The sequence below is a fragment of the Micromonospora humidisoli genome, assembly GCF_016900955.1.
GTDB classification, from domain to species: Bacteria; Actinomycetota; Actinomycetes; order Mycobacteriales; family Micromonosporaceae; genus Micromonospora; species Micromonospora wenchangensis.
Window position 1 is genome coordinate 503031 of the sequence record NZ_JAFEUO010000005.1, and the last position, 23000, is coordinate 526030.

A 23000-nucleotide genomic window follows, 5' to 3' on the forward strand; every position below is an offset into this window, starting at 1 on the left:
GATCAGCGGTTACGCGGCGGGGCGGCGCTGTCGCGGACGACCAGATCGGTGGCGAGTTCGATCCGCGGACTCTCGATCGTCTCGCCCCGGGCCAGCCGCAGCACGGTACGGGCGGCCAGCATGCCCATCTCGGCAAGCGGTTGACGGATCGTGGTCAGCGGCGGCGAACACCAGCGGACCTCCGGCAGGTCGTCGAAGCCGACCACGCTGACGTCGTCGGGCACCCGCAGGCCACGCTTGCGGACCGCCTCGTAGACGCCGAGCGCCATCTGGTCGCTGGAGGCGAAGATCGCGGTGGGCGGTTCGGGCAGACCCAACAGGTGCATGCCGGCGGTGTAGCCAGACTCGTGGTAGAAGTTCCCGGGCCGCACCAGCCGGTCGTCGATGGCGAGGCCGGCGGCGTCGAGCGCGGCCCGGTAGCCGTCCATCCGGGCCCGGCTGCACATCAGCTGCGGCGGGCCGGCGATGAAGCCGATCCGCCGATGGCCGAGGCCGAGCAGGTACTGGTTGGCGCGCAGGCTGCCCGCCCAGTTGGTGGCGCCGATGGTGGGGGCCTCCTGGGGGGCCACCCCGGCGGGGTCGACGATGACCACCGGCAGCCGTAGCCGGCGCAACTCCGCCTGCAACGGCGGCTCCACCATCGAGGTCACGAAGATGACCCCCTCGGTGGAGCGGGTGCGCATGTTGTCCAGCCACTGCTTGGCCGACGAGGTGCGCCGGTGGATGGCCGACACGACGGTGCCGGCCCCGCTGGCCTGCGCGACGTCCTCCACCCCACGGATGATCTCCACGGCCCACGGGCTGTCCAGGTCGTTGAAGACCAGGTCGATCAGGGCGGACTGGGTGCGTCGCGCCGCCGAGCGGGGACGGTAGCCGTGCCGGGTGAGCAGTTCCTCCACCCGTTCCCGGGTCTGCGGGGCGACGTCGGACCGACCGTTGATCACCCGGGAGACCGTGGGCACGGAGACGCCCGCCAACCGCGCGATCATCGCGATGGTGACGTTCCTGCCGTTCTCGGAGCCCACGGTCGCCCTTTCGGTCGGGGAACTACAGTCGCAGAAGGCTATCGCAGCAGGTCCGGGTCACCCCTTCACGCTGCCGGAGAGCCCACCGATGAGCTGACGTTCGGCGATGGCGTAGAAGCCCAGCGCCGGGATCATCGACAGCACGACGTAGGCGAGCACCTTCGCGGTGTCGTCGGAGTACTGCCCCTGGAACGCCTGGACGCCGAGGGGAAGGGTCCACCAGCTCTGGTCGGTGAACACCACCAGCGGCAGCATGAAGTTGTTCCAACTGCTCACCAGGGCCAGCACCGACACGGTGGCCAGGGCGGGACGGGCCATCGGCAGCAGCACCCGCCAGAAGAAGCCGAACGGGCCGCAGCCGTCCAGGGTCGCCGCCTCCTCGACCTCGCCGGGAATAGTCCGGAAGAACTGCCGCAGGATGATGATGGTGATGGGCAGGCCGAACGCCGCCTGCGGCAGGATCACCCCGAGCGGGTTGTCCAGCAGCCCCATCCCGCGCAACAGGATGAACAGCGGCAGGATCGCCACCGCGAACGGGAACATCAGCCCGATCGCGAAGATGGTGACCAGGAACTCCCGGCCCCGGAAGGCGAACCGCGCGAACACGTACGCGGCCATCGCCGCCGCGGCGACCACGACGAACGTGCTGGCCACGGCGATGAAGACGCTGTTGCCCACGTTGCGCCAGAACACCCCGGCGGTGACGATGTCGAGGTAGTTGCTCGGCGCCCACGGGTCGGGCAGGCCGAGCGGGTTGGTGGAGAGCTGCCCGTTGTCCTTGAACCCGCCGATCACCCCGAACCAGACCGGCACCACGATGAGCGCGCCGACGGCGATGGAGATGAGGTGCAGCAGGAGGCGGCGGGCCCGCTGGGCCGGGTTCGCCGGGCTGGTCATCGCTGGTCTCCTTGGACGGTGAGGGCACCCTCGGTGTCCCGGCGCAGCACGATGCGCTGGTAGATGAGGGCGAAGACGAGGCTCAGCAGGAACATGATGATGCTGATCGCGCTGGCGTAGCCGACCTCGAAGCGGCGGAAGCCGTACTGGAACATCGTCACGGCCATGGTCTCCGAGGCGTGGATCGGGCCGCCGCCGGTGAGCACCCAGACCATGTCGAAGAGCTGGATGGTGCCGATGACCGACAGGAACACGCTGATCCGGATGGTCGGGCCGAGCAGCGGCAGGGTGACGTGCCGGAACGCCTGCCACGCGCTGGCCCCGTCGGTGACCGCCGCCTCGTTGAGTTCCTTGGGGATGTTCTGCCGGGCGGCCAGGAAGAGGATCATGTAGAGGCCGAAGTACTTCCAGGAGACCACCAGGAAGACGGCGTACAGGACGGTGTCCGGGTCGGCGAAGACGGCCCCCGCGTCGGCCCCCAGGAACCGGGAGATCGCGTCACCGAACCCCCGGTTGGGCGAGAACACCAGCTTGAACAGGACAGCGGTGGTGACCTCGGAGAGCACGTAGGGGGCGAAGAAGATCACCCGGTAGACGGCGCGTCCCCGCAGCGGCTGGTTGAGCAGCATCGCCAGGCCCATCGCGACCGGCAACTGGACCACCAGGGAGAGCACGATCAGCACGAGGCCGTGCCACAGGTCGCCCCGGAACACCGGATCGGCGAAGGCCCGGGTGTAGTTGTCCAGCCCGATGAAGTTCTCGGGCAGACCGAAGCCGTTCCACTTGTAGAGGCTGGCGTAGCTGGCCACCACGATGGGCGCCAGCACCAGCAGCAGGAACAGCAGCAGGGACGGGGTGAGGAAGATGGCCAGGGCACGGCGGCGGCCCGGCCGGGGCCGGCGGCCGGTACGGCGTCCGCCGCCCGGCCCCGGCCCCGACGGTTCGGTCACTCGGCCGCCGGGTCCCGCGTTCGACAGGATCGATGGCGTGGTCATGCCTGCTCCACTCAGTTCTCGCCGGCGGCTGGTGATCGGTGGGGGTGGGACGTCACTACTGGGTCTTCGCCACCTGGGTGATGTCCTTGAGGATCTGCGCCGGTGACTTGCTGCCGGCGACCAGGGCGGCGACGCTGTCGTTGACCTGCTGGCCGACGGCCGGCGGGTACGCCTGGTCGAGGTAGAGCTGGAAGCCGGTGGCGGCGGCCAGGCTCTCGGCCACGATCTTGTTGTTCGGGTCGGCGATGGCGTCGGTGGCTTCCTTGACCGTCGGCAGCACCGCGCCGGTCTTCGCGCTCCGGCGCTGGACGTCGACGCTGAGCAGCGTCTTGAGGAAGTCCATGGTGGCCGGCGGGGCGTCCTTGCCGACGGCGAAGCCGTTGCCACCGCCGAAGACCTCGGTGGCCGAGCCCTTGCCGCCGTCGACGGCCGGGAAGGGGAAGAAGCCGAGCTTGTCGCCGAGCCCCTTCTTGCTGGTCGAGCTGGACGCCTGCACCGACGGTGCCCACTGCCCCATCAGCTCCAGCGCGGCGCCCCCGTTGCCCATGGTGGCCGCCTGGCCGTCCGGGGAGCCGTACTCGGCGCCGAGGAAGCCCTTCTGGAACGGCTGGAGGTCGACCAGTTCCTTGAGCCGCTCACCGGCGGCCGCGAAGTCGGGGGTCTCGAAGTTCTTGTCCTTGGCGGCCTGCTGGAGGGCACCGAGCCCGCCGATGCGCATGGACAGGTAGGCCCAGTAGTAGTGGGCCGGCCACTTGTCCTTGCCGGCCAGCGCCACGGGGGTGATCCCGGCGGCCTTGAGCTTGCGGACCACGTCGAGCAGCTCGGCCCAGGTGGCCGGCGGCGCGGTGATCTGCGCCCGGGCGAAGAGGTCCTTGTTGTACCAGAAGCCGACCATGCCGATGTCGAACGGCACCCCGTAGATCTTGCCGTCCACCGTATACGGCTCCAGGGACAGCGGCAGCAGGGTGTCCTTCCACGGGGCGACGGTCTCGGTGAGGTCCTTGACCAGGCCCGCGTCGACCTGCTGCTTGAGCACCCCGCCACCCCAGGACTGGAACAGGTCCGGCGGGGAGCCGGCCTGGGTGGCGGTGGTCAGCTTGGCCTTGAACGCCTCGTTCTCCAGCGGCTGAATCTCGATCTTCACGTTGCTGTGCGCGCCCTGGTACTCCTGGGCCACGGCCGCCCAGACCGGCAGCATCGGCTCGGTGTTCTGGATATGCCACCAGTTGATCGTCTGGGGCGCGTCCGGGTCGTCGGACGCGTCGTCGCTGCAGCCGCTGAGCAGGTACGCGCCGGCACCGGCGCCGACGAGGCCGAGCAGCGATCTGCGGGAGAGGTGCGCTGTCATGATCCATCCCTTCAGGGACTCACGAGGTGCTCGGGCGCCGGCCGGGCCGGCGGGATTCGAAACGTGTATCTCCGGAACTTTCAGAGCGTCGCCGGTATTACCGATCGATGGCGGGCACGCTACGAGTTGTTTCCACGCGGGTCAAGACCTCTGTCCTATCGCGGCGAAAACGGCTAGCGTGTGCAGGGCTTCACCGAGCACGGACCTGATTTCGAAAGTTTCGAGAGCTGCCCCGAGGAGTGCACGTGTCGACCGACACCGCTGAAGTGGCGACCGCTGCCCGGTCGATCCGCAATCCCGTCCTCGCCGGGTTCCACCCGGACCCGTCGATCCTGCGGGTCGGCGACGACTACTACCTGGCCACCTCGACGTTCGAGTGGTACCCCGGGGTCCGCCTGCACCACTCGCGCGACCTGGTGCACTGGCGACCGCTCGGCGGGATCATCACCGACCGCCGCCTGCTCGACCTGCGCGGTTGCGGCGACTCCAACGGCGTGTGGGCACCCGACCTGACCTACCACGACGGGCAGTTCCACCTCGTCTACAGCGACGTGGCCAGCTTCGCCAGCGGCTACTGGGATCCGCAGAACTTCCTGATCACCGCGCCCGACATCACCGGCCCCTGGTCGGACCCGGTGAAGCTGCACGGGCGCGGCTTCGACGCCGCGCTGTTCCACGACGACGACGGCACCACCTGGCTGCTGGCCATGAGCGCCGACTGGCGGCCCGGCCGGGACCGCTTCGGCGGCATCGAGATCCAGCAGTACGACCGGGCCGCGCGCCGCCTCGTCGGCCGGCCCCGCATCCTGTTCACCGGCACCCCGGTCGGGGTCACCGAGGGTCCGCACCTCTACCGCCACGACGGCTGGTACTGGCTGATCACCGCGGAGGGCGGCACCAGCTGGGAACACCAGGTCACCGTGGCCCGCTCCCGCGAGCTGCTCGGACCATACGAGGTGGACCCGGACGGCCCGCTGCTGACCTCGGTGGGCCGACCCGACCTGCGGTTGCAGAAGGCCGGCCACGGCAGCCTGGTCCGCACCCCCGACGGCGGGTGGTACCTCGCCCACCTGGTCGGTCGCCCCTACTCCCCGCTGGGCAGCTGCGTCCTGGGCCGGGAGACCGCGATCCAGCGGGTCGAGTGGCCCGCGGGCGGCTGGCCCCGGATCCCCGGTGGGGTGCCCGCCGACGAGGTCGACGCCCCCGACCTGCCGGCACACCCGTGGCCGGCGGAACCCGACACCGACGACTTCGACACCGACGAGCTGGGCCCGGCGTGGTCGACGCTGCGCCGGCCGGCCGCCCCGGACTGGATCGACCTGCGGGCCCGGCCGTCGCACCTGCGGGTCCACGGTGGGCAGTCACCGGTGGGGCGGCAGGCCCCCAGCCTGGTCGCCCGCCGGGTCGGCGCGACCCGGTGCGCCCTGGAGACCGTCGTCGAGTTCGACCCGGTCGACCACCGTCAGCTCGCCGGGATCACCGCGTACTACAACACCCTGAACTGGCACCATCTCTACCTGACCCGGGCCGACGACGGCCGCACCGTGCTGGAGCTGCTCAGCTCCGACAACGGCCGGCGCACCGCCCACCCGGAGCTGACCGTGAACACCGGCGGCGTCACCCGGGTCGGCCTGCGCGCCGAGTTCGACGGTCCGGTGGTGCGCTTCGGCTACGACCTGGGCGCCGGCTGGCAGCAGCTCCCGGTCGAGCTGGACGCGACCATCCTCTCCGACGAGCACGCCGCCCTGATCATCGACGGCGAGCCGGCCGCGTGGGGGTTCACCGGGGCGTTCCTCGGGCTCTGGGTCCAGGATCTCGGCGGCGACGGCGGGTACGCCGACTTCGACCGGGCCACCTACCGGGAGCACTGACCGCCCGGCGTACCACGACCGACCGCACCACGACCGGCTCCGGTGGAGCCGGTCATGGTCGTGCCCGGAGCCCGTCGCCGTCGAAACGTTGCGACTCGGCGTCGGCGGCGTGACCAGGAGTTCCGGAAGTATCGATGGTTGACCCGGCGGGTCTGCGCTCGTAACGTTCCAGTCGACTTCCGGAAATCGATAGTGAACTATCGGTAGGTTCCGGCGCGGCCGTCCCCCGCGCGCATCGGTGGCCGCACCGCACCCCTGCCCCACCTCGCCGCCGTCGACCCGTCGACGGGCCTCGGGAAAGGAACGCAGATGATGCTCAGACGGTGGATGGCTGCCGGACTGGTCGCCGTCGCGACCGCCGGTGTGTTGAACGCCGTACCGGCCACGGCGCAGCGGCCGTACGACCCGACCGCGCAGAGCCTGCGCGCCCTGGGCCAGCGCCACGGCCTGTACGTCGGCACCGCGGTCGACATGGCCGCCCTCGCCGACCCCGCCGAGCCCCGCTACCGGGAGATCGTCCGCGACGAGTTCTCCACGGTCACCGCCGAGAACGTGATGAAGTGGGAGTCGCTGGAGCCCACCCGGGGCAGCTACGACTGGTCGGCGGCCGACGAACTCGTCGCCACCGCCCGGCGCAACGGCCAGAAGGTCCGGGGCCACGTGCTGGTCTGGCACAGCCAGCTGCCCAAGTGGCTCACCGACGGGGTGGCCGACGGCTCCATCGACAACACCGAGCTGCGGTCGATCCTGCGCCGGCACATCACCACCGTCGCCAGCCGCTACCGGGGCAAGATCTGGCAGTGGGACGTGGTCAACGAGGCCGTCAGCGACCCCTGGGACACCCCGTCCACCCTGCACTACAAGGGGTTCTGGGCCGAACACCTCGGCCCCGGCTACGTCGCCGACGCGTTCCGCTGGGCCCGCGCCGCCGACCCTACCGCCCTGCTGTTCTACAACGACTACAACATCGAGGCGTTCGGCTCCGGCGACCCGGCCAACGACAAGACCCAGTTCGTCTACGACATGGTCAAGGGCCTGCTGGCCCGGGGCGTGCCGATCGACGGCGTCGGCAGCCAGGGCCACCTGGGCACCCAGTACGGCAACTACGACACCCTCCAGGTATCCGACGCGCTGCACCGGTTCGCCGGGCTGGGACTGTCCACCGCGTTCACCGAGGTCGACGTGCGCAGCCGGCTGACCGACGGGGTCCAGGCCGGCGACTCGGAGGAGATCAACCCCCGGCTCCAGGCGTCTGCGGCGAACTTCCACGTGCTGTTGCAGGCCTGCCTGGCCGAGCCGCGCTGCCTGTCGTTCACCGTCTGGGGCTTCACCGACCGGCACTCCTGGGTGCCCGGCACCTTCGACGACCCGCCGCAGGGCCTGGCCACCATCTACGACGAGAACTACCAGCCCAAGCGGTCGTACCAGCTGATGAAGGCCGACCTGATCTACGCCGGACCGCCGTACGTGCGGATGCGGGCCACGCCGAAGCCGCGCCGGTAGGCCGGCCGGTGGTCGCCGACATCCTCGACGCGGCCCGGGGCGGCGGACGGACGGTCAGCCTCACCTTCGACGACGGCCCGAACCCCACCGACACCCCGCGCCTGCTCACCGTCCTGCGGCGGCACCGGATCGCGGCCGTGTTCCTCCTCTGCGGCGGGCAGGTCGAGGCCCACCCCGAGGTGGTGCGCAGGATCGTGGCCGACGGCCACCACCTGGGCAACCACAGCATGCACCACGACGACATGTCCGCCTGGTCACCCGAGCGGATCGAGGCGGACCTGCGGGAGACCAACGAGGCCATCCGGCGGGCCGTGCCGGCGGCCAAGGTCCGGTACTTCCGGGCCCCCTACGGGGCCTGGGGGGCGACCCCGGCGGTGGCCGCCGCGCTGGGCATGCGACCGCTCGGGTGGCGGCTGGCCGTCGGGGACTGGGAGCCGCCGGGCACCGACGAACTCGTCCGCCGGCTGCTCGACGGGGTCACCCCCGGCGCGGTGGTGCTGCTGCACGACGGCGGCGGCGACCGCAGCCAGAGCGTCGCGGCGGTCGACCGGGTCGCACCCGTGCTGCGCGCACGACGCTGGCGGTTCACCCTGCCCGCCTGCTGATCGCGGCGGCCGGCGTGGCCCGGGAGACCGGGCCACGCCGGCACGGGCGGCGGTCCGACCGGCACGGGCGGACCGGGGTACGCAGCTGGCCCGCCGCCCTGACGTCGGGGTGCCGCCGGGCCCCGTGCGGGACCCGGGACACCCCGACGTCGACGGTCATGACGACGGCTCAGCTCCCACCGCTGGTTCCGCCCCGCCGGTGCCCGCGGTTGTCCCGGTCACGGTTACGGTCGGCCCCGTTGCGCCGGCTCACCGGCTCCCGGGCCGAGACCTCGTCGCGGCCCGTGGTGCGGGACGTGTGGTCTCGGGAGGTATGGCTACGGGACGTGTGGTTACGCGAGGTGTGGTTACGGGAGGTGGCCCCGCTCCTGTGGTGCGAGCTGGCGGTGTCGGCGATCTCCCCGCGGGACTCCGTGTCCTGGTGGGAGCGCCTCGGCTGTTCCCGGGGACCCCGGGTGACCATGAACCCGGAGCCCACACCGTGCACGATGGCCCCGGCGTTGCCGGCCGTGGTGTCCTGGCCCGGCGCGTAGCCGACCCCCCAGGTGATCGCGCCGGCTGCGGCCACCGCGCCGTAGGCGGCCCGGACCAGGTCACCCTGTTGGCCGTTGCGCAGCGAGTTGATCACCTCCTTGCCCACCACGTACATGCCGGGGCCGGCGGCCAGGGCCAGGCCCACACTGTTGGCCACCGCGTTGCCCCGCAGCCCGGCGGCACCCTGCACCCCGGGCGACGCGACCATCGACACGAAGTTGACGATCTTCTCGTCGTTCTCGTAGACCCACTTCCCCGCCTGCTGCGCCCAGGTCATCACCCGGTTGCGGCTGTCCAGGGAATGCTCACTGGTCTCCCCCTCGTTCCACTCGACGCTGATCGAGTCGCCCGGGCCGGGGCTGCTGCGGCCGGAGGAGTTCGACGAGCCGTACGGCTGGACCACCAGGTCCTGGTAGTCGGCCGCGCCGTACTGGCCGTAGCCCGACGCCACGGACGAGCTGCTCGGGGCGTCCTGGCTGTAGTTGCTGGGGGTGTAGCTGACCTGCGGGTTACTGGCCTGGCTGTAGACGCTCGGCGAGTAACTGATCTGCCCGTACTCGCTCTCGGTGGGCGGGTAGTGGACGCTGTAGTTCTCGCTGCCGGTGGGACTTCCGGTCCCGCCCGGTGGCGGCTGATGGGGTGAGGACACCTGGGCTCCTTGATGCTCGACCAGCGGTTGACACGCTCTTTACGACCGGCCCGGCGGGCCGGTTCAGCCGGCGGCGGGGGTTTCTCACCGGTTCGCCTGCCACGGCGTCGCGGTGGCCTTGCCGGCGGCCCGCTCGGTGATCGCCGCCACCTCCTGCCGGGCCTGCGCCGAGATCCGCGCCGCGTCCGGCTCCTTGTACCAGGGCCGCAGCGTGATCACGGCGGGCCGGATGCCGGTGGCGAGCAACAGTGCGGTCCCCTTCGGCAGGGCCCGGATCCGGTCCGGCGGCAGCACGTGCTCCTGCCGGTACGAGGTGGACCGCGACGAGCCGTCCCGGCTGCGCGAGACGCTGACCGTGCTCACGTCGTGCTGCCCGACCAGCTTGGACACCTTCTCCACGAAGTCGGCGTCGTCGAGGCCCGCACCGAGCAGCTTGATGGTGGCCGCGCCCCACAGCGCGTCCATCCCGGCCTCCCCCCAGACCCGGGACCCCTGCCGGTAGCTCTGCAACAGGGTGACCACGTTGATCCCCCGCGATCCCAGGTGCGAGTAGAGGTCGGGCAGGTCGGAGATCCGGCACACGTTCGCCGCCTCGTCCAGCACCGCCGTCATCGGCGGGTCGAGCCGGCCGCCCATCCGTTCGGCGGCCACCACCCCCGCCCGCAGCGTCGCGTCGGCGAGGCCGGCGATCACCCCGGCCGCCGAACCGCCACCGTCCTTGGACAGCAGGAAGAGGGTGTCCCGGCCGAGCACATGCTGCTCCGGGCGGAACTGCGGCAGGTACGGGTCCGGGGACACCCAGGCCAGGATCTCCGGGTCGAGCAGGCACGCCACGCACTGCCGGGCCGTCTCGTAGATGCCGTCGCGGGTCTCCACCGCCCCGCGTACGGTGCCCTGGAGCTGCTCGGCCATCGCCGGCAGCCCGGCGTCGCGCAGCAGGTCGATCGGGGTGCGGTCGGCCGGGTCGGCCAGCCAGCCGAGCAGCTCGGCGACGGGTACCCGCCCCCGGGCGGCGGCCAGGAAGAGCGCGGTCAGGGTGTTCTGCGCCGCCGAGATCCAGAAGTCCTTCTTGGCGGTGTCGTCGTTGACCGACGCTACGAAGTGCCCGGCCAGTCGGCGGGCCCCCTCGATGCTCGTGCAGTCGGCGAGGATGTCCCACCACATCCGCCGGGGCACGTGGGCGATGCCCTGCGGGTCGAACGTCCACACCGTACCGACGCGTTCCCGTTCGGCGCGGGTCACCGCGTACACGTCGGACTTGTTGGAGGTGAGCAGCACCGCGCCCCGGGCCCGCAGCACCCGGGGCACCGCGATGCCGGTGGACTTGCCGGCCCGGGGGGCCATCAGGTCCAGCTCCACGTCCTCGAAGGAGGAGCGCAGCTCCGGGCCGTTCGGCGCGAGGTCGCCGAGCAGGTTGCCGGTGTCGTCCGGGCTGAGCTGCCGTACCCCGGCCAGCGAGGGACGCAGTTCCCGGGCGCGGGCGGCGATCCCGGCGGGGGCCAGCGGGGCCAGGTCACGTACCCGGGCCAGTCCGACCCCGCGCCCGCGCAGGTCCAGCAGCCGGCGTCCGGCGAGCACCGCCGGCACCACCAGCAGCAGCGCCACCACCAGCATTCCGGCGTAGACCGGGTACGGCGACGCGCCGGGCCAGAGCGTGCCGATGTCACCGGAGATCAACGCCAGGTACGCGCCGAGGGTGAACGGCGGCGGGTGCCAGCCGTGCCCGGTCACCGCGGCGCCCAGGGTGCCGCCCAGCCAGGCGACCGTGAACAACGCCGCGTTGGCGAGGACCACCAGGCAGAACGCCCAGAAGAACAGGTCGGCCCCCCGGGGCGCGCCCGACGACATCCGGCTCATGCCCGCCACCCCGGATCGCCCGCGAGGGCCTCGTCGGCGAGGTGGGCCAGCTCCGGCCGGGTGGCCAGGTTGCCCAGTTCCGCCTCGGCCTCGAAGACCGCCTGCCGGGCCGCCGCCCGCTCGGCGGCCTGCTGGGCGGCGTACCCGTTCTGCACCCAGCGTTGGTTGGTGTCGTGCAGCCGGCGCTCGGTGTCGGTGATGGACACCCGGATCGGGATGCCGGGCCGGCCACCCACCTTGATCAGGAACCGGCCCCGGCCGGGTGGTTCCTCGTTGCTGCCGGTGCTCGCCCAACCCGGCGGCGACGACCAGGACGAGACCAGCTCGATCTCCCGCTTGGACAGGCCGATCACCCGGCCCAGGTCGGTCATCTCGGCCGCCGGCAGCCCGGCGCAGGCCACGATCCCGGCCCGCTCCACGAAACCGCGCGCCTTGGCCCGGTCGGCGTCGGACCCCAGCGCCTCGGCGTCCTTGAGGGTGTGGGTGATCTTGGCGTCGCCGAGGCCGAGCGACCGGTTGAGCCGGGTCAGCGCGTCGATCCGGTCGACGATGCCGGAGGCGGCCCGTAGCGGTCGCCACAGCTCGTCCAGGATGGTGAAGAACCAGCGGCGCGGAGCCAGGCCGGCGTCAGCGAGGGCGTGCGAGGCGGCGACCGTGCCCAGGCCCTCGGACCAGGCGGCCAGCATCGCCGCCGCGGTGAGCTGGGTGTCGGACTCGCCGATGCGGGAGATGTCGATGCAGACCGCCGGGGCGTCCGGGTCGATCCGGGTGGAGGTGGTCGAACCGAAGGTGTCGCCCAACGCCCCGTCGAGGATGCCCAGCAGCGACCGGTGCAGCGGGTCCACCGCGTCGCGGTAGCGGCTCTCCTGACCCCGGTCCAGGGTCACCGCGCGGACCCGGTCGGGTCCCTCCTCCAACACCCGCAGCAGGTCCGGCAGCAGCGGCGCCCGGCCCTGCGGCGTGCGTTCGCGCAGGTGCCGCAGGCAGGCCGAGAGCACCGACTGTTCGTGGTCGTCCAGGGCCCGGCCGCGCACGATGGTCAGCAGCGCCGCGACCATGTTCAGCACCCGGCCGTGCGTCTCGGCGGCCAGCGCCCGGCCGGCCCGGCCGCCGATCCGCTCGGCGGCCAGCCCCATCGCCCCCGGGTCCAGCACGTTGATCCCGCCGACGCCGCGCCCGATCGGGATCACCTGACCGCCGAGGGCGCGCACCGTGTCCGCGTAGTCCGGCTTGAGGTCGCCGAGCACCAGTGGCACCACGCCGGTCGCGGCCAGGCCCACCGCCATCCGGTTGATCAGGGTCGACTTGCCCAGACCGGGCATGCCCAGCATGAACAGCGACGGGTTGGAGATGTAGCGGGCCCGGGTGAACCAGGAGATCGGATCACCGCAGACCGTGGCGCCGGTGTAGAGGTGCTGGCCCAGCGGCACCCCGGACATCGGCGCCCCCGAGCCGGCCGAGAACGGCCACAGCCCGCACGCCTGCACGGTGGTGGCCCGCCACATGGTGGGCGCGTCCAGGTAGCCGACCCGGCCCCCGCCGGGCCCCTCCCAGCCCCGCGCCGAGGCGGGCAGCTCCCGGCGGGGCCGGGGCGGCCTGGTGTTCTTCGGCGGTACGGGGGCCCCGTCGTCCGGGTCGCCGGCCAGCCCGGTCAGCGCGGTCCGCGCCCCCGAGGTCCCGGCCGGCCAGCCCGCCCCGAGCCCGTCCGCGCGGACGGCAGGTGCGCCGCTCACATCGCCTCCTGGAGTTCGTGTGGCAGCACGGTCTGCTCCCACGGAAGGATTCCGGCCGGCAGGGTGCAGGTGAACGCCGCCGCCTGCATCCGGTGGGCCGGCCGCATCGCGATCCGGGTCGCCCCGGTCATGTTGCGGACCAGCACCGACGCGTCGTCGAGCTGGGACCGGTCGTCGACGGTGACGGTCAGCATCAGCGAGAACTCCACCAGCCCCGCCCCGGTGGCCTCCTCGGCGGCGGCCTGCTCGGCGGCGCGGACCTCGGCGGCGGCCCGCGCCTGCACCATTCCCCGCCCGGAGGTGGCCATGAACTGCGCCGTACGCCGGTCGGCCTCGACGATCCGGGCCGAGGTCGCCGGGTCGATCGGCCGGTACAGCAACGCCACCCGTTTGCGGCGGGTGCCGGCGGAGGCGTCGAGCATGGTGCGCAGCACACTGGAGCGCACCGTGCCCCGGGGCGCCAGGGTGAGCAGCCAGGTCCGGGAGACCCCCGAGTCGTGCTGGTAGGCGTCCACCGACTCGACCGCGGCGACCGGCCCGCAGTCGGCCCACTCCAGCCCGGTCTGCCCGTGCTCGGCACGGACACTGAGCACCTCGGCGGCGCAGGCCGGGTCGTACGCCACCCGGACCACCTCGGCGATCTGCTCGGCCGACAGCGGCTCGGCGACGCCCCCACCGGCCCCGATCAGCCCGGTCAGCAGGCTCGGCACCCGGATGGCCAGGTCGGCGACCACGTCCTCCGGATCCCGCCGCGCCCCACCCACCGGGGCGTAGGTGAGGGTGATGTACGAATTCATCTCCGACGACGCCGACGGGTAGTCGTCGACCACCTCCTCCAGCACCGCACGGGCGGCGGCGGGAGCGGCGGCGTCCAGCCGGGGCAGCACCTCCGCCGCGAGCCGGGTGCCCGGGTCCGGTGCGGTCTCCACCACCACCGCCGCCCCGCGCAGCCCCGGCTCGTGGGCGAGCCGGGACAGCCACTCCCCCCACAGCGACACCCACGTGTCGACCTGCTCCGGGTCGACCAGCGACCCGCCGTCGGGCTCGCACCGCAGCACGATCGTGTAGAGGTTGCGGCTCTTGTGGTGCAGCACCCCGAACGGCCTGTCGTAGGCGTCCCGGCCCTCCCGGGCGAGCACCCCGCTGAGCAGGCCGGGCGGCGGGAACCGGCCACCCGGCCGGGCCGAGAGCGGCCCGGAGACGTACAGGTGCTCCCGCCGGGACACCCGACGCGACCAGCCGATCCGCAACGTCAGGAGCTGGTACATGTTGCGGCCGTCCTGGGTGCGTACGGCCATCGGCAGCAGCGCCACCACCAGCGGCACGCCGACCACGAACGCCGCCTGTAGCGACGCCAGCGAGGCCAGCAGCACCAGCACCAGCCCGCCGAACACCCCGACCGTGCCGACCAGGCCGAGCGGGCCCAGCCCGGCCCGGCGCGGCCGACGCCAGTTGCCGTACGTCGGTTCGATGACGGCTTCCGTCGACATTGCCTCTCCCTCGTCTCACCAGACCACCACCCGGCCGGATCGTCCGGTCGGCGGCGGTCCGCGCTGTCAGTTGTGGCCGGCGTCGCCGTCCGCGCCCGACACGGTGCCGGCCACCATGTTCCGGCCGGTCCGGGCCGCCCGGTGCGCCCCGTCGATCGCCGCCCCGACCGGCCCGGCCAACCGGGCGGCGGAACCCGCCGCCGCCGTGCCACCGGCGGAGCTGCCCGCGTTACGACCGGACCGGCCCTCGCTGCCGGACGGTCCCTGCCGGCCGGTGTCGCCCCGGCTGCCCTGCGGCCCGCGTGCGCCGGACGGCGCGCCACCACCTCCGCCGCCCGAGGACAGGGCGGACCCGGCGACCCGTTTCGCGCCGGAGGCGACCATGCCGCCCGCGGCCGAGACGGCGGTGCCGGTCGGATCACCGGTGCCCAGCGCCGCCGTGGCCGGCACCACGATCTTGAGCAGCGCCGGCAGGGCGATCGCCGACAGCAGCAGGACGCCGATGCCGGCGATGCGGATGTGCGAGGAGTTCTGGGTCCGGCTGCCGACGGCGAGCATCTCCGCGCCGGAGAACATGATCAGACCGACGGCGGGCTTGTAGAGCAGCCAGGCCACCGTCCAGCCGATGTGCTTGCGCCACCAGCCGGCGCCCCAGTTCGTCATCGACGCGGCGGCGGCCAGCGGCAGCGTGCCGAGCATGATGGTCATCACGCCCAGCCGCAGGTAGAGCATCAGCACGTGCACGATGGCGGCGATCAGCAGCAGGAAGGCCAGCACCAGCAGCAGGAACGACTCGATGGACGAGCCGTTGTCCACACACGGCACACCCATGATCACCTGCATGGCCGCCGACTTGAGCAGGTGGTCGGAGAAGCCGTCGGAGAGGCTGGCCGCCCGGCCCACCACCCACGAGCCGGCCCCGGCGACCAGGATGACCCGCAGGAAGCCCTGCAACGCGGTCCGTCCGGCGGTGCCCTTGCGTTCCATCGCCATCCGGGCGGCGGCGAACAGCACCGACCCGATCGCCAGATAGGTCACGACCCACTCGATCTGGTCGCTGATCAGGCTCGGTACGTCGTCCGGCCCGCCCTCGGTCGTGGTGCCCAGCGTCGGCACCGAGGCGCTCAGCTCGGCGAAGATCGAGATCGCGGCGGCCAGCATCAGGTTGGCGATCATCCGGACCAGGGTGCCGATCGGGTCACCGAGGAACGAGAAGAAGCCGGTGATGATGTCCAGCGGACTGGGAGGTGAACACCCGCCCATCTACTTCCTCCAGAGGGTGTAGCCGGCGCTGCCGGTGACCGTGCCGAGCGAGGCGTGCACCACGCCGGCCCGCGACGGCGTCACCTTCCAGTCGCCGGCGTCCCAGCGCAGCTCGACCAGGGTCGCCACGTAGCCCCCGGCACCGGTCTTGACCAGCAACTGCACCCGGGCGGCGTCGGCCGCGTACCGGGACAGGGCGAAGCCCGCATAGCTGCCGCCGCCCCGGCTGGTGACCACCCCGGCGGCGGCCTCCAGCCGGGCCACCAGCACGTCACGGCCCGGCCCCGGCAGCACCTGCCGGTCGGCCACCGTCCGCCAGGCGGGCCCGGCCAGCTGGGTGGGCACGGCATGTGCCGCCAGCACCGCACCGATCGGGGTGTGCGCGAAGCAGCCCAGCACCCCGTCGGCGGTGCGCGACGGCCCCTGCGTCGCGGAGACCGGCACCCGGTCGCCGCCGTCGAGGGTCCGCCACGCCACGTCCTCCGGCGGCACCGCCGGGCCCGCCGTCACCACCGGTCGGGGTGGACACTGCGCCACCTGCGCCTCGGCGGCGGCGCGGGCCACCGGGTCGACGGACGTCTGCCGGGTCGCCCCGGACACCCAGACCCCCGCCGCCAGCAACGCCATGCCGGCGAGGAACGCGACGGACAGCAGCCAGCCGCGCTCGGCCCAGAACGGCGGGTCCGCCGGAGACCGGCCTCGCCCGCCGGTCACTGCGGCTGGCCGGCGGTGGTGCCGGCGCCGCCGAGGAAGAAGTTGGCCAACGGACCCGCGACGGCGACCAGGATGCAGCCACCGAGCACCAGGCCCAGGCGGGACATGTGTTCGGAACTCTCACCCCGCTTCACCGAGATCGCCATCATCGTGCCGGTGATCAGCACCCCGGCCACCCCGGCTGCGGTGCCCGCCCAGGCGATCAGGCCCAGCAGCTTGTTCACCAGGGTGTTCAGCTGTCCCGGCGCGTTGGGGGTCGGGTTGATCCCGCCACCGGGTCCCGGGTCGGGGGCCATCGGGAGGCGGGCGAACAGGTAGGCCGCCGCGTACTGGGACAGGCTCGTGAACGTCATCGGAACAGCTCCTTCAGGGCAGGTGGCATCACCGGAGGCGTAGACGACGCTCCGGCGGTGACCGGGGGGGTGGAACAGGGCCGGGCAGTGCGGGGTGCGCTGTCCGGCCGGCGACGGTCCGGCTCAGAGTCCGAGGTCGCCGAAGAACGTGACGAGCGGTCCGGCGGTCGCGCCGAGCGCGCAGCCCATCGCGACGAACACCGCCCCGCGGAAGTGGTCGCTCATTTCCCCGGGCACACCCCGGTTGAGTTGGATGGCCATCGAGATGCCGAGGATGAGCAGCCCGGCGACGCCCGCCGCGCTGACCCCCCAGGCGAGCAGGTTCAGCAGGTCGTCGGCCGCGCCACCGGCCGGGTCGTACGGCGGCGGGGGCTGGAAGGCCGGCAGCGGGGAGGGCGCCGCCGCCGGACCACGCGCCAGGAACGCGGCGACGATCCCGTACCCGGAGGTCACCGGGTCATCCCCTCGCCGGCCAGCCCGGTCGCCGCCCGCAGCCGGTCCAGGGCCTTGGGCATCCGGGCGGGCTGCTGTCCCAGCCGCCAGGCCGGAATCCACGGCACCCGGTGCACCGGCGCGACCGACCGCAGCACCCGGATGCGGCGGGTCAGTGCCGGCGGCAGCCGGCCCGGGGCGTCGGCCAGCAGCGCCAGGCCGACCAGCCGCATGCCGGGCGGGTGACGCCCCTCCCGCAGCGCGTTGAGCGCCCGGGAGACCGCCCGCATCCCCTCGGCGTTGGTCCGGCCGACCAGCATCACCGTGGCCGGTTCCGCCCGCGCGGGGTCCGGCCACCGGCAGCCGAGGTCGACGCCGCCGAAGAGCCGGGTCAGCGTGGTCGTGCCGGCGCCGCCGTGCGCCGCGATCCAGCCCAGCCCCGTCTCGGACAGGGACCGCCGGGACACCGCCGCCCCGGGACCGGTCCGGACGGACGGCGGCCCCGGTGGCATCCGCGGTGCCGGGTCGGTCATCGTCGCGGACCCCATGGCACCCACCTCCTGTCGAATGTCGCTCCACTTCGTCGACGTCCCGGTTGAACCACCCCGGGTCCGGACCCGTCAGTACGGCGGGCCGGGCGGTCGACGGACGCCACTACGACGGGCCCCGCCACCCGGTTCACGCCGGGGACGAACTTTTTTCCACCGCGGTGGTGACCAGCCTGGGAGGCGACATGGCAGCGTCCGACAACGACGGCGCGGAGCCGACGCAAGGGTCGAACCGGAGCAGCGCGGCGCTGATCGGCGCGGCCGTCGCGGCCGGGCTGAGCTGCCTGGCGACCCCGGTGGCCGGGGTGGTCGGGGCCGCCGCCGTCTTCGTGATCGGCGCGCTGGGCGTGCTGCTGGCCCCGCTCGTCGCGCTGATCCTGTTCTTCGGTGGCGGCGGTGGGTCGGCCGACCCGGTCAGCGCCGCCGACGACTCGCTGGCCGCCGCGCAGGGCGACGGCAAGGGCACGCTCGACCCCGACCAGGTGCCCGAGGGGCTGGCGGACAGCATCGAGGACGCCGGGAAGACCTGCACCCAGATCGGCCCCGTGGTGATCGCCGCGCAGATCGAGGTGGCCTCCGGGTGGGACCCGGCGAAGGTCGGCCCGAACGGGGAGAAGGGCATCTCCCAGCTGCCACCCGCGGTCTTCACGCAGTACGGCGAGGACACCGACGACGACGGCGACACCGACGCGGTCGACGAGGAGGACTCGATCGCCGCCCAGGCCAAACACGTCTGCGCCCTGGCCCGGCAGGCCCAGGCCCTGCTCGACGACGGCGAGGCGATCGGCGAGGTGCTCGACCTGACGCTCGCCGCGTACGCCGTCGGCATCGACGAGGTACGCCGGGCCGGTGGCGTCCCCTCCACCAACGCCGCCCAGCTCTACCTCGCGCAGGTCCGGTCCCTGTTCGCCAAGTACCAGGGGCTCGGCGGTCCGCCGCCGTCGTTCCCGCCGACCGCCTCGCCCAGCCCCGCCTCGCCCAGCCCCGGAGCGTCGGGTGACTGACCCGTACCGACCGGCGGAACCGATCCGACCGGCAGACCGACGAGGAGTGTCCATGACGGTGACGACCCCGCAGGAGCAGACCCGTGCCGACGACGCGCCGCCTGAGGACCGGCCGCCCACCTCACCGTTCATCCTCTACCTGCGTGACGACGAGTACGTCGAGGAGTTGGAGCTGCTCAGCAACTGGGTCCGGCTGCTGCTCGTGCCGATCTACGCCCGGGAGGCGTCCTCGACCGCGCCCTGGTGCGGGCAGTGGTGGCGACACCCCGAGGCGGTGGCGCAGTTGCACGGCCTGTGGTTGGCGTGGCAGGAACTCACCGGCCCGGAGGCGGGGCTGTGCGGCCCGGCCAACTGGCACCGCGACTACCTGGAGCCGGTGCTGAACAGCCTGCGCAACCCGGCCGGACCGTTCGCCGGCTGCAAGGCGGGCGCGCACCGGGCGAAGGAGGTCCCGCACACCGACCCGTACTGACCACCGCGAACCCGCCCGCCCGGACCGGCAGGTCAGGGGCGGGCGGGTCGGTGGCCCGGGTGGGCTCAGCGGGAGATCGGGGCGGTGACGATCGCGGTGCCGTCGACCAGGCCCACGGTGACGAAGGCCAGGTCCGCAACCGGCAACGACAGTTCGCCGGTGACCTCCTGCGGGCCGGTCGAGGCGGTCCAGTCCCGCACCACGTGGGTGACGCCGTCACGGGTCACCGCGAACAGCCGGTACCGCAGGCCCTGGCGCAGGCCGGTGGCGGTGATCCGGATGGTGGAGCCGCGCCCCTCGTCGGTGGTGATCGCCACGGAGAGGCTCACCCCCTCGGCCGGCGCCTCCCCGGTCGCGGTGAGCACCACGCCGCTGTGGTCGCCGAAGCCGGTGACCGCGGCGATCCCGCCGGCCAGGACGACGGCCACCAGCGCGGCGGCCACCCCGCCCCAGAGGAGCATCCGGCGACGCCGGGCCGGGTCGCCGGGGCGGGTGCCTGCCGTGCCGGAGGCCGTCGCGGGCCGGTCCCCGCCGGGGCGGCTGCCCGCCCCACCGCCGGTGGTTCGCGGACCGGTGCCCCGGCGAACGCCCCGCCGGGGCGTCGCGACCGGGGCCACGTCGGTGAGCGGCTCGGCGGCCGGTGCGTCGGCCGTCGCCCCAGCGTCGTCGACGGTGGGTGGTGGCGGGGAGTCGGCCGGCGGACGCGCGACAGGCACCGGTGCCAGGGCGGCCGGCGGGGTCGGGACGCGGTCCGGCGGTGGGCCGAACTCGGGCGGCAGCGGGAACTCGGGCGGCAGGCCGGCGAGATCCTCCCAGTCGGCGGCGTCCAGCCCGCCGAGGGCGCTGGTCACGCCGCCCATCTCACCCGCCGTGGACAGGCACTCGTCACAACCGGCCAGGTGGGCCTCGAACGTGACCCGGTCGGCGTCGTCGAGCGCGCCGAGCAGGTAGAGGGCCAGGGCGGCGTGCTCGGCGGTGGGCTGGTCACCCCCGGTGCGCATCACGCCCTCCTTCTCGACCCGGAGACACCGGTGACGGTGTGACGACCCCCGGGACGGCAACCGTCCGGCGGATCGAGCGGGAAACCGACACGTCGCGTCATCACGACGACTCGGTCGGGCCGATCGCTGCGTGCAGCGCGCGCACCGCATAGTACGTCCTGGACTTTACCGTACCCTCCGGGATTCCCAGTCGCTGTGCGGCCTCGGCGACCGAGGAGCCCTTGTAGTACATCTCGACGAGCACCTCACGGTGTTCCGGTTTGATCTGCTGCAACGCCAGCCGGACGGTGTGGGTGCTGACCACCCGGTCCATCTCGTCGTCGGCCGAGGCGAGCCGGTTGAGGTCGGGGATGGCCACCTCGGGCGGACGGGACTGGCGGGCGCGCATCGCGTCGATGGCCACGTGCCGGGCGACCGTGTAGAGCCACGGGGCGATCCGGCGCGGGTCCTCCGCCAGCGTCTCCAGATTCCGCCAGGTGCGCAGGAACGTCTCCTGGACCAGGTCCTCGGCGAGTTCCTGCCGGCCCAGGAGCAGTCGGGTGAGAAACCGCAGCAGCGGTCCCCGGTACTGCTCGTGGATCCAGCCCATCAGGGCCTCGGGGGAGGCCCGTTCGGTCGCCGCGTCGCCGGTCACCCCGGGCGCTTCGTTGGGCACCGCCGACACAGAACGCCTCCCCCTGACGTACGGGTCACCCCCGTACGGCCGCGCCGTCGTCTCGGCGTCGGGCCCGCCTAGGAAGGAAGCATAACCATGCTCATCGGACGGTCGACCGGGCCGTCGACCGGTCGGTCGGTGCCGCCGGGGTGCGGCGGTGGACGGTTCGGTGGCGGCCCACCGGTCGGTGTCGTGGCCCGGGGCGACGAGGGTGGCCGTGCTCATCGGGTGAAACGCAGCCAGCGGACGTTGACGAACTCCTCGGGTTGGCCACTGGCGAACGTGAGGTAGACGTCGTGCACCCCGGTCACCGGGGCGAGGTTCCCCGGCACGGTCACCCAGTTCTGCCAGCCTCCGGTGCCGGCCACCGCGATGCTGCCCACCGGCGGCAGGCCGGGGGCGTCGAGGCGTACCTCGATCAGACCGGAGACGCCCTGCGGCGCGCCGGAGGCCACCCGCACCTGGAACTGGGTCGCCGGCTCGCGGCCGAAGTCGACTCCCCGGTACCCGGCCCAGTCGCCGTGGGCGAGGAAGCCCAGGTGCTCTCCGCCCTCACTGGAGGGTTCGGTCCGTACGCCCTGCTGCCGGTCGAAGCCGGCGGCCGGGATCTCCTGGCCCACGCCCCGGGCGGCGACGACGGCCGCCGGCCCCTCCACGACGACCGGTCCCTCGACGACCACCGGGCGCTCGGCCTCGGGTGCCGGCTGTCCGGCCGCGCCCCCGCCGAACGGGGTCAGCGTGATGGTCATCTCCCGGGGCGCGGTGTCCTGGATGTAGGAGGCGTCGTCGGCGACGTCGTCGAACGGGAAGCCGTACGCGCGCCCGTCGGCGCTGTGCCGGTGCAGCACCCGGGAGTAGTGGTTGGTCACCGGATGCTGGTAGTAGGCGTCCCGGCTGGTGGTGGGCTGGTCCGGCTGGTCGAGCACCGACCGGTTGAACCCGGCCCCGAGGACCGCCGCCACCGGCCCGGAGCGCCCGTCGTTGGGTGCGGCGAGCGCCCCGTCGCAGTGGAACACGTTGAGCGTGGAGGGCCGGTCGAAGGCGCGTACCCCGCCGTCGAAGGTGAACCGCCCGTCGACCACCCGGCCCCGGACGGTGCCGGTCGGTCCGTGGACCCGCAGCTCGGTACGGCTGTACCGGTCCCAGGTCTCGGCGATGTAACCGTCGTAGTACGCCGGGTCGAAGCGGCCCGTCTCGATGCCCTTGCCCGGCGCGATGACGCGCAGCCCGTCGCCGAGCACCAGCCGTTCGAAGCCGGGCTGACGGGACAGCTCGGCGAAGATCGCGTCCCGCCCGCCGTCGACGAGCTTGCCGGTGGCCTGCTCCACGTCGCCGAGCAACCGGATCGACAGCGGAATGCTGAACATGTCCACCGTGGTGGTGTTGCAGAACATGCCGGAGGCGTTGTAGGTGAACTCACAACAGTCGTGCAGCACACCGAAGCTCGGGTCGTCGGCCACCCAGCCGACCGGGTACTGCAACGCCGGGCGGCCGTTGCCGTCGGTGACCACGGTGAACCGCAGCTCGCCGTCGATGGCGAAGTAGATCCGGCCCGACATCATCGGCAGGACGAACCGGGTCACCCCGGAGTCGGCCAGCCGGACGCCGATGTCGGCGACGCCGTCCGGGCCGTTGTGCGCCGGGTCGGCCGGGGTGAACCGTCCGCTCTCCCGGACGTAGCCCATCGCCCCGGTCTCCGGGTCGGTGCCGACGACGTACATCCGGATCGCCGGGTTGGCGAACCGGCCCGTGCTGTTCACCACGTTCAGTGGCAGACCGCCCGAGGCCCGTGCCCGCGAGATCAACGGGGCCGCCACCAACGGCACACCGACCACGGCGGCGCCGGCGAAACCCATCCCGAGTACCCTGCGGCGAGAAAGCATCCCAAGCTCCGATCAACGACACGGCCATCGCCGCCGTTGCCCGGTGTGACTCCGGCCCGGCCCGGCGGTAGCCACGTTGACGGCCCACTACGCCCCTCGGTTCAATGTCGACCGGACCAAAATCATCCGATCCGATTCGAGCCCGGTGAACCAAGGACATCGCGCATC

At 72.9% G+C, this 23000-nt stretch carries 21 protein-coding genes; 5 read left to right on the top strand and 16 right to left on the bottom strand.

Annotation, left to right across the window (positions count from 1 at the left end; genetic code table 11):
• Positions 1-2: 2 nt before the first annotated feature.
• The 4 genes from JQN84_RS20895 to JQN84_RS20910 form a co-directional block, all read right to left on the bottom strand.
• Positions 3-989 (bottom strand): LacI family DNA-binding transcriptional regulator, encoded by a 987-nt coding sequence (locus tag JQN84_RS20895; RefSeq protein WP_239485909.1) that lies wholly within the window; start codon positions 987-989, stop codon positions 3-5.
• Positions 990-1082: 93 nt separating this feature from the next.
• Positions 1083-1922, bottom strand: a complete 840-nt coding sequence (locus tag JQN84_RS20900) for a carbohydrate ABC transporter permease (RefSeq protein WP_204960190.1) — start codon at positions 1920-1922, stop codon at positions 1083-1085.
• Positions 1919-2917, bottom strand: a complete 999-nt coding sequence (locus JQN84_RS20905; protein WP_204960191.1) for a carbohydrate ABC transporter permease — start codon at positions 2915-2917, stop codon at positions 1919-1921. The genes JQN84_RS20900 and JQN84_RS20905 overlap by 4 nt, the downstream gene beginning before the upstream one ends.
• 55 nt (positions 2918-2972) lie before the next feature.
• Positions 2973-4265: an extracellular solute-binding protein gene (locus tag JQN84_RS20910; protein ID WP_204960192.1), complete on the bottom strand. Its 1293-nt coding sequence runs from the start codon at positions 4263-4265 to the stop codon at positions 2973-2975.
• Between the two features lie 245 nt (positions 4266-4510).
• Here JQN84_RS20910 and JQN84_RS20915 point away from each other — a divergent pair, with 245 nt between their 5' ends.
• From JQN84_RS20915 to JQN84_RS20925, 3 genes are all read left to right on the top strand, one after another.
• A complete protein-coding gene (locus JQN84_RS20915; protein ID WP_204960193.1) occupies positions 4511-6136 on the top strand; it encodes a glycoside hydrolase family 43 protein in 1626 nt (541 codons plus the stop codon).
• 309 nt (positions 6137-6445) lie between these two features.
• A complete protein-coding gene (locus JQN84_RS20920) occupies positions 6446-7639 on the top strand; it encodes an endo-1,4-beta-xylanase (protein WP_204960194.1) in 1194 nt (397 codons plus the stop codon).
• Between the two features lie 8 nt (positions 7640-7647).
• Entirely contained in the window at positions 7648-8244 is a 597-nt protein-coding gene (locus JQN84_RS20925; RefSeq protein ID WP_204960195.1) for a polysaccharide deacetylase family protein, read from the top strand.
• Positions 8245-8413: 169 nt separating this feature from the next.
• Here the strand turns inward: JQN84_RS20925 and JQN84_RS20930 are convergent, their stop codons facing one another.
• The 9 genes from JQN84_RS20930 to JQN84_RS20970 form a co-directional block, all read right to left on the bottom strand.
• Complete coding sequence (locus JQN84_RS20930) at positions 8414-9427, bottom strand: hypothetical protein (protein WP_204960196.1); 1014 nt, start codon at positions 9425-9427, stop codon at positions 8414-8416.
• Between the two features lie 84 nt (positions 9428-9511).
• Entirely contained in the window at positions 9512-11284 is a 1773-nt protein-coding gene (locus JQN84_RS20935) for a type IV secretory system conjugative DNA transfer family protein (protein WP_239485768.1), read from the bottom strand.
• Positions 11281-13017, bottom strand: a complete 1737-nt coding sequence (locus JQN84_RS20940) for a putative type IV secretion/conjugal transfer ATPase (RefSeq protein ID WP_281897992.1) — start codon at positions 13015-13017, stop codon at positions 11281-11283. The genes JQN84_RS20935 and JQN84_RS20940 overlap by 4 nt, the downstream gene beginning before the upstream one ends.
• The gene (locus JQN84_RS20945) at positions 13014-14507 is read right to left on the bottom strand and encodes an SCO6880 family protein (protein WP_204960197.1); all 1494 of its coding nucleotides are present in this window, start codon (positions 14505-14507) and stop codon (positions 13014-13016) included. The genes JQN84_RS20940 and JQN84_RS20945 overlap by 4 nt, the downstream gene beginning before the upstream one ends.
• Positions 14508-14573: 66 nt before the next feature.
• Positions 14574-15770 carry a hypothetical protein gene (locus JQN84_RS20950; protein ID WP_204960198.1) on the bottom strand — a complete coding sequence of 399 codons (1197 nt, stop codon included), beginning with the start codon at positions 15768-15770 and terminating at the stop codon, positions 14574-14576.
• On the bottom strand, positions 15771-16484 hold the full coding sequence (locus JQN84_RS20955) for a DUF8175 domain-containg protein (RefSeq protein WP_204960199.1): 714 nt from the start codon (positions 16482-16484) through the stop codon (positions 15771-15773). It lies immediately after the preceding gene.
• Positions 16481-16837, bottom strand: a complete 357-nt coding sequence (locus JQN84_RS20960; RefSeq protein WP_204960200.1) for a hypothetical protein — start codon at positions 16835-16837, stop codon at positions 16481-16483. Before JQN84_RS20960 ends, JQN84_RS20955 begins: the two co-directional genes overlap by 4 nt.
• 123 nt (positions 16838-16960) lie before the next feature.
• Positions 16961-17290, bottom strand: coding sequence for a hypothetical protein (locus tag JQN84_RS20965; protein WP_204960201.1), 330 nt, complete (start codon positions 17288-17290; stop codon positions 16961-16963).
• Positions 17287-17817, bottom strand: a complete 531-nt coding sequence (locus JQN84_RS20970; RefSeq protein ID WP_239485769.1) for a hypothetical protein — start codon at positions 17815-17817, stop codon at positions 17287-17289. Before JQN84_RS20970 ends, JQN84_RS20965 begins: the two co-directional genes overlap by 4 nt.
• A 185-nt stretch (positions 17818-18002) precedes the next feature.
• Here JQN84_RS20970 and JQN84_RS20975 point away from each other — a divergent pair, with 185 nt between their 5' ends.
• Both JQN84_RS20975 and JQN84_RS20980 read left to right on the top strand, forming a co-directional pair.
• On the top strand, positions 18003-18821 hold the full coding sequence (locus tag JQN84_RS20975; RefSeq protein WP_204960202.1) for a lytic transglycosylase domain-containing protein: 819 nt from the start codon (positions 18003-18005) through the stop codon (positions 18819-18821).
• Between the two features lie 52 nt (positions 18822-18873).
• Positions 18874-19293 (top strand): DUF4913 domain-containing protein, encoded by a 420-nt coding sequence (locus JQN84_RS20980; RefSeq protein ID WP_204960203.1) that lies wholly within the window; start codon positions 18874-18876, stop codon positions 19291-19293.
• A gap of 65 nt (positions 19294-19358) precedes the next feature.
• On the opposite strand, the gene JQN84_RS32115 is transcribed toward JQN84_RS20980, so the two are convergent.
• From JQN84_RS32115 to JQN84_RS20995, 3 genes are all read right to left on the bottom strand, one after another.
• The gene (locus tag JQN84_RS32115; protein WP_204960204.1) at positions 19359-20294 is read right to left on the bottom strand and encodes a zf-HC2 domain-containing protein; all 936 of its coding nucleotides are present in this window, start codon (positions 20292-20294) and stop codon (positions 19359-19361) included.
• Between the two features lie 100 nt (positions 20295-20394).
• Positions 20395-20949: a sigma-70 family RNA polymerase sigma factor gene (locus JQN84_RS20990; protein WP_204960205.1), complete on the bottom strand. Its 555-nt coding sequence runs from the start codon at positions 20947-20949 to the stop codon at positions 20395-20397.
• 221 nt (positions 20950-21170) lie between these two features.
• Entirely contained in the window at positions 21171-22805 is a 1635-nt protein-coding gene (locus tag JQN84_RS20995; protein ID WP_204960206.1) for a beta-1,3-glucanase family protein, read from the bottom strand.
• Positions 22806-23000: the final 195 nt, after the last annotated feature.